Annotated in this window: 13 protein-coding genes; 6 read left to right on the plus strand and 7 right to left on the minus strand. The window is 73.1% G+C overall.

All coding sequences use genetic code 11. The features are described from left to right. Nucleotide 1 precedes the first annotated feature (1 nt). Entirely contained in the window at nucleotides 2-1108 is a 1107-nt protein-coding gene (locus TNCT6_RS00390) for an XdhC family protein (protein WP_141355438.1), read from the plus strand. Nucleotides 1109-1123: 15 nt separating this feature from the next. Further along, the gene (locus TNCT6_RS00395; protein ID WP_141355440.1) at nucleotides 1124-1771 is read left to right on the plus strand and encodes an SRPBCC family protein; all 648 of its coding nucleotides are present in this window, start codon (nucleotides 1124-1126) and stop codon (nucleotides 1769-1771) included. A 390-nt stretch (nucleotides 1772-2161) separates the two neighbouring features. On the opposite strand, the gene TNCT6_RS00400 is transcribed toward TNCT6_RS00395, so the two are convergent. Continuing rightward, complete coding sequence (locus TNCT6_RS00400; RefSeq protein WP_141355442.1) at nucleotides 2162-2668, minus strand: metallophosphoesterase; 507 nt, start codon at nucleotides 2666-2668, stop codon at nucleotides 2162-2164. Between the two features lie 109 nt (nucleotides 2669-2777). On the opposite strand from TNCT6_RS00400, the gene TNCT6_RS00405 reads away from it, so the two are divergent. Together TNCT6_RS00405 and TNCT6_RS00410 are read left to right on the plus strand one after the other, a co-directional pair. Continuing rightward, a complete protein-coding gene (locus TNCT6_RS00405) occupies nucleotides 2778-3239 on the plus strand; it encodes a MarR family winged helix-turn-helix transcriptional regulator (protein WP_141355444.1) in 462 nt (153 codons plus the stop codon). Between the two features lie 46 nt (nucleotides 3240-3285). After that, on the plus strand, nucleotides 3286-3873 hold the full coding sequence (locus tag TNCT6_RS00410) for a hydrolase (RefSeq protein ID WP_141355446.1): 588 nt from the start codon (nucleotides 3286-3288) through the stop codon (nucleotides 3871-3873). A 77-nt stretch (nucleotides 3874-3950) separates the two neighbouring features. Here the strand turns inward: TNCT6_RS00410 and TNCT6_RS39665 are convergent, their stop codons facing one another. Both TNCT6_RS39665 and TNCT6_RS40620 read right to left on the minus strand, forming a co-directional pair. Further along, complete coding sequence (locus TNCT6_RS39665; protein WP_172632754.1) at nucleotides 3951-4127, minus strand: hypothetical protein; 177 nt, start codon at nucleotides 4125-4127, stop codon at nucleotides 3951-3953. A gap of 6 nt (nucleotides 4128-4133) precedes the next feature. Then, entirely contained in the window at nucleotides 4134-4745 is a 612-nt protein-coding gene (locus TNCT6_RS40620; RefSeq protein WP_308789452.1) for a DUF6479 family protein, read from the minus strand. On the opposite strand from TNCT6_RS40620, the gene ctaD reads away from it, so the two are divergent. Together ctaD and TNCT6_RS00425 are read left to right on the plus strand one after the other, a co-directional pair. Further along, nucleotides 4718-6394, plus strand: a complete 1677-nt coding sequence (ctaD, locus tag TNCT6_RS00420) for a cytochrome c oxidase subunit I (RefSeq protein WP_141355448.1) — start codon at nucleotides 4718-4720, stop codon at nucleotides 6392-6394. The genes TNCT6_RS40620 and ctaD overlap by 28 nt on opposite strands. Then, nucleotides 6391-6780, plus strand: a complete 390-nt coding sequence (locus tag TNCT6_RS00425) for a cytochrome c oxidase subunit 4 (protein ID WP_141355450.1) — start codon at nucleotides 6391-6393, stop codon at nucleotides 6778-6780. Before ctaD ends, TNCT6_RS00425 begins: the two co-directional genes overlap by 4 nt. Here TNCT6_RS00425 and TNCT6_RS00430 read toward each other — a convergent pair. The 4 genes from TNCT6_RS00430 to TNCT6_RS00445 all read right to left on the minus strand — a co-directional run bounded on the left by TNCT6_RS00430 (nucleotide 6710) and on the right by TNCT6_RS00445 (nucleotide 12676). Next, nucleotides 6710-8131, minus strand: coding sequence for a ubiquinol-cytochrome c reductase cytochrome b subunit (locus tag TNCT6_RS00430; RefSeq protein ID WP_141365889.1), 1422 nt, complete (start codon nucleotides 8129-8131; stop codon nucleotides 6710-6712). The two genes, TNCT6_RS00425 and TNCT6_RS00430, sit on opposite strands and share 71 nt — an antisense overlap. A gap of 101 nt (nucleotides 8132-8232) precedes the next feature. Continuing rightward, complete coding sequence (locus TNCT6_RS00435; RefSeq protein WP_141355452.1) at nucleotides 8233-8550, minus strand: WXG100 family type VII secretion target; 318 nt, start codon at nucleotides 8548-8550, stop codon at nucleotides 8233-8235. Nucleotides 8551-8650: 100 nt separating this feature from the next. Next, nucleotides 8651-11098, minus strand: a complete 2448-nt coding sequence (locus tag TNCT6_RS00440) for a SpoIIE family protein phosphatase (protein ID WP_141355454.1) — start codon at nucleotides 11096-11098, stop codon at nucleotides 8651-8653. Between the two features lie 267 nt (nucleotides 11099-11365). Next, complete coding sequence (locus TNCT6_RS00445) at nucleotides 11366-12676, minus strand: S1 family peptidase (protein ID WP_141355456.1); 1311 nt, start codon at nucleotides 12674-12676, stop codon at nucleotides 11366-11368. Nucleotides 12677-12952 lie beyond the last annotated feature (276 nt).

A 12952-nucleotide genomic window follows, 5' to 3' on the forward strand; every position in this document is an offset into this window, starting at 1 on the left:
CGTGCGGGACATTCTTCCGGTACTGGAGCGGTGGTACGCGGCGCGGGTGCCGTTCGGCCTCGCGACCGTCGTCACGGTCAGTCGCAGCGCGCCGCGCGACCCCGGTGCGGCGATGGCCGTGGGGCCGGACGACGAGGTGGTGGGGAGCGTGTCCGGCGGGTGCGTGGAGGGGGCGGTGTTCGACCTGGCCCAGGAGGTCGCGGCCGGCGGCGAGGCACGGGTGGCGACGTTCGGCTACAGCGACGAGGACGCGTTCGCGGTGGGGCTCACCTGCGGTGGTGAGATCTCCGTGCTGGTCAGGCAGGTGACCCAGGAGTCCGACCCGGCCTTCGGCGCGGTCGCCGCGTCCGTCGCCGCGGGCGACCCGGTGACCGTGGTGACCGTGGTGGACGGACCCGCCCCGCGCGGGACGACGCTCGCGGTGTGGCCCGACACGGTGGCGGGCACGCTGGGCGCGGCCGGCCTGGACGTGGCGGTGACCGCCGACGCCCGCGGCGAACTCGCCCTGGGCGCCACCGGGCTCAGGCACTACGGTGCGCGCGGCGAGCGCCGCGAGGACGCCGTCACGGTGTTCCTGCACTCCTTCGCCCCGCCGCCGCGGATGCTGGTGTTCGGCGCGATCGACTACGCGGCCGCGGTGGCCCGTATCGGCGCCTTCCTCGGCTACCGCGTCACGGTGTGCGACGCCCGCCCGGTGTTCGCCACGCCGAAACGCTTCCCGGACGGCGTGGAGGTGGTCGTGGACTGGCCGCACCGCTATCTGCACGGCACGGACACCGACGAGCGCACGGTGATCTGCGTCCTGACCCACGACCCGAAGTTCGACGTGCCGCTGCTGGAGGAGGCGCTGCGCCGGCCCGCCGCCTACATCGGCGCGATGGGGAGCCGCCGTACCCACCACGACCGGTTGGAGCGGCTGATCGACGCCGGCCTGACGGACGACGAACTCGCCCGGCTGCGGTCCCCGGTGGGCCTCGACCTCGGCGCCCGCACGCCGGAGGAGGTGGCCGTGTCGGTCGCGGCCGAGATCGTCGCGCTGCGCTGGGGCGGCACCGGTACGCCCCTGACCGCGACCGCCGGAGCCATCCACGCGACCGGCTCCGCCTGAGTACGAGGAGAAGTCATGGAACTGAACCACGAGTTCACCGTCCCCGTGCCGGTCGACGACGCCTGGCGGGCGCTCCTGGACATCGAGCGCGTGGCACCGTGCCTGCCGGGGGCCACCGTGCAGGAGTACGACGGCAAGACCGTGACCGGTTCGGTCAAGGTCAAGGTGGGGCCGATCACGGTGACGTACAAGGGGACGGCGGTCTTCGAGGAGCAGGACGAGGCGGCACACCGCATGGTCCTCGTCGCCAGCGGCCGGGAGACACGCGGGCAGGGCACGGCGCGGGCCACCGTCACGGGCACGCTTCAGGAGCGTGACGGCAGCACGGCGGTGGCGGTGCGGACCGATCTGACGGTGACCGGCCGTCCGGCGCAGTTCGGGCGCGGGGTGCTGGCGGAGGTGGGGGACCGGCTGGTGGGGCAGTTCGCCGACTGTCTTTCGCAGCGGCTCGCCGAGACGCCGCCCGTGGCCGCCGGCGCCGCCGCCGGGAGCGCCGAGACGGAGGCGCGCGAGGAGCACGCGGCCCGGTACGCGGAGCCGGAGCCGCTGGATCTGCTGCGCACCGCCGGGGTACCGGTCGCCAAGCGTGCCGCCGTGGCGGTCGGCGCGGCCCTGGCCGTGGCACTGCTGATCGTGGGCGTCCGCCGGCTCCGGCGCCGCTGACCGGACGGCCGCTGGGTGCGGTGCGGAGGGTGTCCGTGAGCCTCGATCAGTCCCTCGTTGCCACTGTGACCTGCTGTTCCGACTTGTTCCGGGTTTCTCGCGGGTTTTGCGGATTCGGTGGTGTGAGGCTGTGCGGGAGGGGTACGCGCGCCATCAACGGATGAGGCATGCATGGCCTCCGCAGCACATGTGCCGCGTATCCCAGTGGGAAGGAGGTCCGTGAAAGCGCACACTCGTAGCGCCCGGGCCGCCGCCACGCATCGAGCGGCCCGGATCTCGCCGAGAAGTCGGAAACGAGAAAGGGAAGAGTGACCCCGGGGCAGCCCCTGAGTCAGGGGCTGCCCTCCTGCGTGGTCACGCCGTCGTACGCCATCGCGTGGCACGGGTGTGTCACGGGGTGCGGCGTGGCAGCCGGTGCAGTTCCACGTCGGTCAGGCGGCCGCTGGTGACGGTCGCGGTCATGTAGGTGCAGTGGGGTTGGCGGCGGCGGTCGGTCGGGGAGCCCGGGTTGAGCAGGCGCAGACCGGAGGGCGCGGTGGTGTCCCAGGGGATGTGGCTGTGGCCGAAGACCAGGACGTCGAGGCCGGGGAAGCGGGCGGCGCAGCGGGCCTCACGGCCCTGGGCCGGTCCGGTCTCGTGCACGACGCCGAAGCGCAGCCCGTCCAGGTCGGCCTCGGCCACCTCGGGAAGTCGGGCGCGCAGTTCGGGGCCGTCGTTGTTGCCGTAGACGCCGATCAGGCGGCGGCTGCGGCTCTCCAGCAGGTCGAGCGTGGCGGCGTCGACCCAGTCCCCGGCGTGGAGGACGACGTCGGCGCGCGGGAGTTCGGCGAGCAACCGCGGGGGCAGTTCCTTGGCGCGCTTGGGCAGATGGGTGTCGGACATCAGCAGCAGACGCACCAGGTCAGCGTACTGCGGGGCGCCGCGGCGGCGAACCGGCCCGGATCTTCAGCCAAAACTGTTCAGTCCAGACTGGACAGTTCCGTCCGGGCGGTTCTACGGTGCTGTCATGGATCACAAGGCCGGCGAGGTACCGCCGGGCATCTCGGCCTCCGCCGCGCGCGCCGCCCGCGACCTGCGGGTGGTGTTCAGCCGGCTGCGGCGCCGGATCCGTGAGGTCGCGCGGGACGAGGACCTGACCCCGCCGCAGGTGTCGGCGCTCACCCTGGTCGGCAAGCACGGCGCGGCCACGGCCAGCGCGCTGGCCGCCACCGAGGGGGTCCGGCCGCAGTCCATGGCCGCCACGCTCGCCGCCCTGGAGCGGCACGGGCTCATCCGGCGCAGCCCCGACCCCGAGGACGGACGGCGCCAGCTCGTCACCCTGACCGAGGGTGGCCGCGAGCGCATCGCGGGCGACCGGCAGAGCCGCGGGGAGTGGCTGACCCGGGCCCTGCAGGACCGTTACACCGAGGCCGAACGGGAGACGCTCCTGGAGGCCTTCGCCCTGCTGGAACGGCTGACCCGGCCCTGAAAAGCACCACAGCCAGAAAAGCTCACCTCCGAAAGGCCCGCCCCCCATGGCACTCACCGCACTCGACCCGCGCACCGCACTCGTCGTGATCGACCTCCAGGCCGGCATCGTCGGCGCGCCCACCGCCCCGTACTCCGGCGCCGAGGTGCTCTCCCGCACGGTCGGGCTCGCCGACGCGTTCCGCGCCAGGAACCTGCCCGTCGTCCTGGTCCGGGTCTCCTTCGCCGCCGACTTCGGCGACGTGCCGCCCGGCCGCACCGAGGCGGTGCGGCCCGGTGGTGGGGCCCGTCCCGAGGGCTGGGACGTGATCGTTCCCGAGCTGGCGGGGCACCCGGGCGACATCACCGTCACCAAGCACAACTGGGGCGCCTTCCACGGCACCGACCTCGATGTGCAGCTGCGCCGCCGCGGGGTGACGCAGATCGTGCTGGCCGGCATCGCCACCAGCATCGGCGTGGAGTCCACCGCCCGCGCCGCCCACGAGCACGGCTACCACGTCACGCTGGCCACCGACGCCATGAGCGACATGGACGCCGAGGCCCACCGGGGCAGTGTCGAGCGGATCTTCCCGCGCCTGGGCGAGACCGGCACCACCGCCGAGGTCCTCGAACTGCTGGCCAAGACGCACGGCTGACGCGGCGAGGCGCCTCGCGCCGCCTCACCGACCGTCTCCCCGGGCCCGTGACCCGGCGCTCGCCCGGACCCGGCGGTTCAGTCCTCACCCCGCACTATGTTCGACTCGTTGCCCGTGCGGTCCTTCTGGGGGCCGCCACGGTCCTCGAGCGCGGGGAGGCAGGTGCGCACGCCCTCCTCCCTCGGACGACGGGCCTGCGCCCAGCCCGTCTCGGGGTGCCGGACAAGGTGCTTCTCGCTGGTGTGCGCGGTCACGACGCCTCATCTTCCTTCTGCGTCAGGTGCTGCGGAGCGGCTCCCTCCGGAACGCCGTGCTCCAAACGTTCCGAGTCCCCGGGAACAGCCCCGGCAAACCCCTGACCGGCACCCCGGGCCCTGGTCACCCGCCGCCGGAGCCCCCACTGCCGAACGAGCCGCCGGAGCCCCGTCCCAGCGCGGGCGGATCCGGTCCTCGCCGCGCCTGCTGCCGGACGAGCCGAGTTCGCGCGGGGTCGGCCGGCGGCCGGTCTCCTCGGCGCGGGGCACCTCGGCCGGCTCACGCCGCCGGCGGACCTCGTGGACCGGTCCGGACTCCGGCAGCGTCGGATGCTCGCCACCCCGGGGAGTCCTCGGCTCGCCCTGTTTGACCCTGCTGCCGAGCGGGACGGTCCGCACCAGAACCGCCGCGATCACCGGACCGCCGACGACGATGACGGCGATCCCGGCGGCCGAGCCGGCGCCGGCTGCGTCGTACGAGGTGGTGTCCCTGGCCGGCGCGCACCCGGCCCCGCCCGGCCGATGCGTGCCGAGCCGGCGAGGGCGTGGCGCGGACCCGGCCGCGGAGCAGGGCGGTAGCCTCGCCGCCGATGACCGATACGTCCGAAACATCCGCATCCGCCGCCGAGCGGCCCGCCATCCCCTCCCGGCCGTTCGGCCGGAGGCTGCTGGAGTGGGCCTCGACGACCGATCACAAGGTGATCGGCAGGCTCTACATGGTCACGGCGTTCGGCTTCTTCCTGCTGGCCGGCCTGCTGGCGATGGGGATGCGCGCCGAACTCGCCCGGCCCGGCCTGCAGTTCATGAACCAGCAGACCTACAACGAGCTCTTCACGATCCACGGCACGATCATGATGCTGCTCTTCGCCACTCCCATGTTCGCGGGCTTCACGAACGCGGTGATGCCGCTCCAGATCGGCGCCCCGGACGTGGCCTTCCCCCGTCTCAACGCCCTGTCGTACTGGATGTACCTCTTCGGTGGGCTCATGGTCGTCTCGGGGTTCCTCGTGCCCGGCGGCTCGGCGGCTTTCGGCTGGTTCGCCTACGCGCCGCTGAACAGCGCCTACTACTCCCCCGGCGCGGGCGGCGACCTGTGGGTGATGGGGCTGGTGGTGACGGGTGTGTCGACGACGCTCGGCGCGGTCAACTTCATCACCACGATCACCACCCTGCGCGCGCCCGGGATGACGATGTTCCGGATGCCGATCTTCACCTGGAACGTGCTGTTCACCTCGATCCTGGTGCTGCCCGCCTTCCCGGTGCTGACCGCCGCGCTGCTCGCCCTGGAGGCGGACCGGAAGTTCGGGGCGCACGTCTTCGACGCGGCGAACGGCGGGGCGCTGCTGTGGCAGCACCTGTTCTGGTTCTTCGGCCACCCGGAGGTCTACATCGTCGCGCTGCCGTTCTTCGGGATCGTCAGCGAGATCGTCCCGGTCTTCTCCCGCAAGCCGCAGTTCGGGTACCTGCCGATGATCGGGGCGACCATCGCGATCACCATGCTGTCCGCGGTGGTGTGGGCACACCACATGTTCGCCACGGGCGCGGTACTGCTGCCGTTCTTCTCGATCATGTCGTTCCTGATCGCGGTGCCCACCGGGATCAAGTTCTTCGCCTGGATCGGGACGATGCGGGGCGGCTCGCTGTCGTTCGAGACGCCGATGCTGTGGTCGTCCGGCTTCCTGGTGTCGTTCCTGCTGGGCGGGCTCAGCGGAGTGCTGATCGCCTCGCCGCCGCTGGACTTCCACGTGACCGACTCGTACTTCATCGTGGCGCACCTGCACTACGTGCTGTTCGGCACCGTGGTGTTCGCGATGTTCGCCGGCTTCTACTTCTGGTGGCCCAAGCTCACCGGGAAGATGCTGGACGAACGGCTCGGCAGGATCCATTTCTGGCTGCTGTTCCCCGGCTTCCAGCTGACGTTCCTGGTGCAGCACTGGCTCGGCGCGGAGGGGATGCCCCGCCGGTACGCCGACTACCTGCCCGCCGACGGCTTCACCCTCCTGAACACACTCTCCTCGGCGGGGGCGTTCCTGCTCGGCGTGTCCACCCTGCCCTTCCTCTACAACGTCTGGCACACCTCGCGCCACGGACGGCAGGTCACCGTGAACGACCCCTGGGGGTACGGGCGCGCCCTGGAGTGGGCGACCTCCTGCCCGCCGCCGCGGCACAACTTCGACGCCCTGCCCCGGATCCGCTCCGAGGCCCCCGCCTTCGACCTGCACCACCCCGACATCGTCCAGCGGGCGGAACTGGAGGGACGCCGATGAAGGTGGAAGCCCTGCTCTTCGGCGGCGTCGCACTCTTCTTCGGCGGCAGCGCCGCCCTGTACGGCGTCTGGTCGGGCGAGCCGGCCGGCACGGCGGCGCTGGTCATCGCGTGCGGAATGGCGGCGCTGGTCTCCTTCTTCTGCCTGATCCAGTACCGGCGCAAGGGAGTGCGCCCGCAGGACCGCCGTGAGGCCGAGGTCGCCGACGCCGCCGGGCCGCTGGAGTTCTTCCCGCCCGAGAGCACCTGGCCGATCGTCACCGCGCTGGGCTTCTCGGTCAGCGCGCTGGGCGTGGTCTACGGGGTGTGGCTGTTCCTCATCGGTCTCGGGGTGCTGGTGCGGGGGGTGGCGGGGATGGCGTTCCAGTACGTTCACCGGGGCGAGTGACGACCGGCCCCGCCGGGGCTCCGGGGCGGCGCGACCCGACGGCGCGGTGGTCGCTCTCGTAGCCCCCGGTGATGGACTGCCGCACCTCACCGGTCTCCTCGCCCTCGGCGAGGATCTCCTGTTCCCTGGCCAGCAGGGCGTGGCACAGGGCCCGGGTGACCAGGAAGGCGGCGACGGGAGCCAGCACGAGCGCGATCCGCAGCACCCAGGTGATCGTGTTCACGGAGACCCGGAAGGCGGCCGCGATGATGTCGTTGCCGCCCTCCAGCAGCAGCACGCCGTAGAACACGAGCCCGGCGACGCCGAGGCCGGTGCGGACGGGGCGCTCCCGCGGCCGGTCGCACAGGTGCTGTTCCTGGTGCCACTCCCCCGTCAGCCACTGCTCGGCGAACGGGTACGCGTACAGGACGGCGAACAGCAGCCCCGGCAGGACCACCGCCGGCAGGAAGGCGTTCCACATGATCGTGTGCCCGGCCACGTTCGTCTCCCAGGCCGGCATCAGCCGCAGCGAGCCCTCCAGGAACCCGACGTACCAGTCCGGCTGGGAGCCCGTGGACGCCTGGTCCGGCTGGTAGGGGCCGTACGTCCACACCGGGTTGATCTGGGCGATCCCGGCGAGCAGGACCAGCACGCCGAAGACGGTGAACTGCAGGCCCAGCGAGGAGGCGGTGAACTGGGGGAAGAGCGGTTTGCCGCGCACGTTGCGGCCGCCGCGGCCCGGGCCGCGCCACTGGGTGTGCTTGAGATGGAAGACCAGGAGCAGGTGCGCGACGACCAGCGCGATCAGGACGCCCGGCAGCAGCAGGATGTGCAGGCTGTACAGCCGGGGGATGATCTCGTGCCCCGGGAACTGGCCGCCGAACACGAGGAAACTCGCGTAGGTGCCGATCACCGGCAAGGACAGCACGATCGCCTGGGCGATGCGCAGCCCGGTGCCGGAGAGCAGGTCGTCGGGCAGGGAGTAGCCCGCGAAACCCTCGGCGACGGAGAGGGCGAACAGCGTCACCCCGATGACCCAGTTGATCTCCCTGGGCCTGCGGAAGGCACCGGTGAAGAAGATCCGCAGCAGGTGCGCGCCGATCGCGGCGACGAAGACGAGCGCCGCCCAGTGGTGGGTCTGCCGCAGCAGCAGTCCGCCGCGGATGTCGAAGCTGATGCGCAGGGTGGAGTCGAACGCCTCCGACATGAGCACCCCGCGCAGTGGCGCGTACGACCCGGCGTAGGCGACCTCACGCATCCCCGGCTGGAAGAACAGCGTCAGCCACACGCCGGTCAGGACCAGCACGAGCAGGCTGTACAGGGCGAGCTCGCCGAGCAGGAACGACCAGTGCTCGGGGAACGCCTTGCGCATGAGCCCGCCGCCCTCGGACAGCGGCAGCCGGGCGTCCAGGAAGCCGGTGAACCGCTCACCGGGTCCGGCACCGCGTACGGGGCGCCCGCGCCGTGCCGGGCTCACGGCTCCTCCGCTCCGCCGCCCTCGTCCCGGCCGCCTTCGCCCGCCTCCGGGGCCGACCGCGCGGCCCTCTCCACGCCGGCCTCGATCTCGGTGCGCGGCTTGCCCGCGTCGCTCGCGTACTCGCTCAGGGCGGCCTGGAGATCACGGGCCAGGTCCCGCCAGGCCCGCCAGGCCGTCTCGTACGTCTCGCTCTGCGTTCCGGTCCACTGCGCCTGCGCGGGCGGTCCGTAGTTCTGCCGCAGCTGCTCGACCCGGTCGTGTGCCTCGTCGGCCGCCCGCTGCTTGGCCACGAGCTCTTCGAAGGTGTGTGACACAGCCCAGGACCCTAAGCACGACCGGCGCACGCGGCAGTCCCGACCTGCCGGGCGGGGACGCGGCACACCCGTGTGGCGGGTCGCGGCGCCGCGGGCGGGCTCAGAGCGCCAGCTCGCTCCACACCTGCTTGCCGCCGCCGGCCGGCACGGTGCCCCAGGTCGCCGACATGGCCTCGACGAGGAGGATGCCCCGGCCGCCGGTGGCCTGCCAGCCGATGCTGGTCGGCTTGACCGGGGTGCGGGGCGAGGCGTCGGCGACGGCGACGCGCAGCCGCCGGTTGACCAGGGTGAGGTCCAGGCGGACCTGGCCGTCGGTGTGCACGAGGGCGTTGGTGACCAGCTCGGACACCACGAGGAGCACGGCGTCGGTGTCCTCCGTGACGCCCCAGGAACGCAGGGTGCGCCGGGTGAAGCGGCGGGCGTGCCGGACCGCTTCGGGCACCCGCCACACCGACCAGCTCTCCCTGAGCGGGCGTACGGCCATGCCGTCGTAGCGCATCAGCAGCAGCGCGATGTCGTCGTCGCGGCCCGCGCCGGTCAGCAGGACGTCGGCGACCAGGCCGAGATGGGAGGGGTCGGCGGCGGCCAGGTCGTGGGCGAGTCGGGCCATGCCCACGTCGATGTCGGCGTCCGCGGACTCCACCAGGCCGTCGGTGGTCAGGGCGAGCACCGTGCCGGGTTGCAGCCGCAGCGGGGTCATCGGGAAGTCGGCCTGCGTCAGCACGCCGAGCGGGGGCCCGCCCTCGGCCTCCGCGATCTCGGTACGGCCGTCCGGGTGGCGCAGCACCAACGGAGGGTGTCCGGCGCGTACGCACCAGGCGGAGCCCTGTTCCATGTCGACCTCGACGTAGGCGCAGGTGGCGAACAGGTCGGTCTCCATCTCCAGCAGGAGGCGGTTGGCGTGCGAGACCACCACGTCCGGCGGGTGGCCCTCGGCTGCGTAGGCGCGCAGGGCGGTGCGCATCTGGCCCATCAGGGTGGCGGCGCCCGCGTTGTGGCCCTGCACGTCGCCGATGACGAGGGCCACGCGGTGGTCGGGCAGCGGGATCACGTCGTACCAGTCGCCGCCGACCTCCAGTCCGGCCGTGGCCGGCAGATAGCGGGCCACGGCCTCGGCGCCGGGCAGTTGCGGCAGGCGGCTGGGCAGCAGGGTGCGCTGGAGCATGCCGACGAGTTCGTGCTCGGCGTCGAAGGCGCGGGCGCGCAGCAGGGCCTGTCCGGCCAGGCCGGCCGAGGCGGTGAGCAGGGCGCGTTCGTCGGGGCCGAAGTCGTGCGGGGTGTCCCAGCCGATCAGGCAGGCGCCCGCCATGCGGCCGGCCGCGGGCAGCGGCAGCACCGCGAGGCCGCCCGGGCCGACGTCGGCGAGGGCCGGTTCGAGGGTGGCCCCGGCGGGCCAGATCTGGGCGCGGCCCTCGCGCAGGGCGGCGGCCAGGGTGGGCATGGCCCGCACGGGCGCGTCCGGCCACTCGGTGCGCCACTGAAGGCGCCACAGCTCGGGCCAGGCATCCGGTTCGGGCGGGTCGAGGACGGTGACGACGAGCCGGTCGTTCTCCAGCTCGGCGAGCGCGATCCGGTCGGCCCGCAGCGGTGCGCGCAGCGCGGACACCACCGCCTGGCCGACGTCCCGGACGGTGCCCGCGGTCGCCAGGGCGGCGGCGAGCCGCTGGACGCGGGCGACGTCGTTGACGCCGGGGCGCAGCGTGGAGGCGTCGGCGACGGTGCCGACCAGGCGGGCCGGACGGCCCTCGCCGCCGGGCAGCAGCCGTCCGCGCAGCCGCAGCCACCTGGGTTGGCCGCCCGGTCGCAGGGCGCGGAACTCCAGCTCGCGTTCGCCGATGGACATGTGGTCGGCCTCGACCACGGACATCAGGGACGGCAGGTCTTCCGGCACGGTCAGCGCGAGCAGTGTCTCGACCTTGCCGTCGAAGCCGGGCCGGGTGATGCCGAACAGGTCCAGGATGCGGTCGCCGACCTCCACTCTCCCGCTGTCCATGGCGAGGCTGAACGCGTCCGGCGGCAGTTCCTCGCCCTGGACGGCCTCCGCGGCGTCGGGGCACGCGACGGCCTCGGCGATCAGTTCGAGGCACGCGCGGCCCTCGCCGTCGAAGCCGCCCGGCTCGTCGGTGACGGCGAGCAGCACGCCGCCGTCCGGCCCGCGCAGGGGTAACGCGGCCAGGGAGAAGACGTCTTCGGCCGGCATCCGCCGGAAGGCGGCGGAGCCGGCGAGGTCCTCGGGTCGCAGCCACACGGGCCGGCCGGAGCGGCAGGCGTCCGCCGCGGGGGACCCTCCGGCCAGGGGGTAGCTGTCCCGCAGCCCGTACAGGGTCCGCGGGACGCCGACCGACTCGGACAGGCACAGCAGCTCGCCCGTCGCGGCACGGATGTAGACGCCGGCGAACGCGGCCCCGGTGAAGACCAGGGCCTGCTCCAGCACGCGGCGCAGCCGGTCGGCGGTCGCCGGTGCGGAGGTGAGCGTTCTGAGAGCGAGTTCGGCCCGCGGGGTTGTCGTTCTTCGTGCAGTAGCGCCCTCACTGACCACATTGGTCATTACAGCGTGTATCGGACGATTACGCAGCCCCTGTGACAGTTCCGGGAGTTCCGGGGTGGACGACGCCCGAAAGGTTCGCACGTGTGGCGGAGCGCGCGGCGGAGGGCCCGGCTGCCGGACGACCGATCGGTCCGGCCCTCCGCCGGGAGGGCCGGACCGATCCACTGACCGGCGGGCACCGCCGGCCGGCAGGCCGGTCGGTGGCGTGGGGGGAGCCGGTCAGCGGCCCGGGGCGAGCGGCTCAGGGGGTAGCCGCCCGGGGGCCGTTCAGGGGGTCCGGGTGCGCCCGGAGCCGTACGCGGGACCGGAGTTGTGGCCACCCGCGCCGGACTGGCGGTCACCCGCACCGGACGGGTCGGTGTCGGACTGGCCGGCGCCGGGCTGCTGGTCGCCTGCGTCTCCGGCGTCGCCGGCCGCGTCGCCGGCCGCGCCGCCGCCGTCGCCCGCGCCGAGCGTCGCGCCCGTCGCCTGGAGGGCGGTGGTGACCGGCTGGAAGAAGGTTTCGCCGCCCCGGATGCAGTCGCCGCTGCCGCCCGAGGTGAGGCCGACCGCGCCGCCGTCCTGTGTGAACAGCGGGCCGCCGCTGTCGCCGGGCTCGGCGCAGACGTTGGTCTGGATGAGGCCCGTGACGGTGTCGACACCGCCGGTCTCGCTCTGGAAGTTGACGGTGGCGTCGAGGCCGGTGACCGTGCCGTTGTGCAGTCCGGTGGTGCTGCCCATGCGGAACACCGTCGCGCCGACGGTGGCCTCGGCCGCCCCGGTGATCTCGACGCTCTGCCCGTTGCCGACGTCGACCGCGCTCGGCGCCTGCGTGCCCGGGTCGTCGTACGTGACGAGGGCGAGGTCGCTGCCGGGGAAGGTGGCCTGGTCCACGGTGGCCACCGGCGCGCCGTTCTGGGAGTCGGACCACTGCTCGGCCGCGACGCCGCAGTGCCCGGCGGTCAGGAAGGCGGGACTGCCGTCGCCTGCGGTGACGTTGAAGCCGAGGGAGCAGCGGACGGTGCCGCCCTGCGTCCGGGCGAAGATGGCGTCGCCGCCGGAGGCGAAGGTCTTGAAGGTGCCGGCGGACTTCTTCAGGGTCGCCATGCCGGAGCCGAGGCCGCGGACGGTGGACCGGAGCCTGTTCCACCTGGCGCCGGTGACCGTGCTGTCGGCGGTGACCACGACCTTGTTGGTGCGGGGGTCCACGGCCCAGGAGGTGCCGGGGATGGAGGCCTCGGCCTTCAGGGTCCGGGCCGCGGAGTTCAGGGCGGCGGTGCTGTTGCCGACCTGGCGGACGGACGCGCCCGCCTTCTTCGCCCGGAGGACCATGCCGGAGTCGCCGCCCACCACGTTGACGACGAGCCGCCGTTCGGCGCTGTCGTAGTAGGAGCCCGCGAAGGAGTCGCCGAGCGCCGTGGCGAGTTGCGCGGAAAGGCCCGAGGCGTCCGCGGCCCTGAGGGTCCTGGGAGTGGCGTCGCCCGCCGCGCCGTCCTGGGAGGCGTTGGCGTTCGGGAGCAGCACCGCCGCCGCACCGAGCGCCACCACGCCGCCCGCCGCTATAGCGGCCTTGCGCTTCGGAATTCGCTTGTGACTCAAACTTCTCGACCTCCTGGGGACGGGGCCTGTACCGCCGTCCGGTGGCGGTTGGGGGACGCCTGGACGGCAGTTGGTACGCAGGGGGCGGGCGACGCGTTCAATCCCGATCGCCAACTCCTCACGGACCATGCCGAATCGGCCAACTCCCTGGGCCAGCAGTGGCCGATGGGACGCTCCGCGACCGCACGGCGACGGACGGTTGCGAACAGCAAGCGGAATCCAGGCTTCAGCGAATCTGCACATCGAATGCCCAACGAAGTCACCGCGGTCGGAGGA

It is taken from the genome of Streptomyces sp. 6-11-2 (assembly GCF_006540305.1).
Classification (GTDB): Bacteria; Actinomycetota; Actinomycetes; order Streptomycetales; family Streptomycetaceae; genus Streptomyces.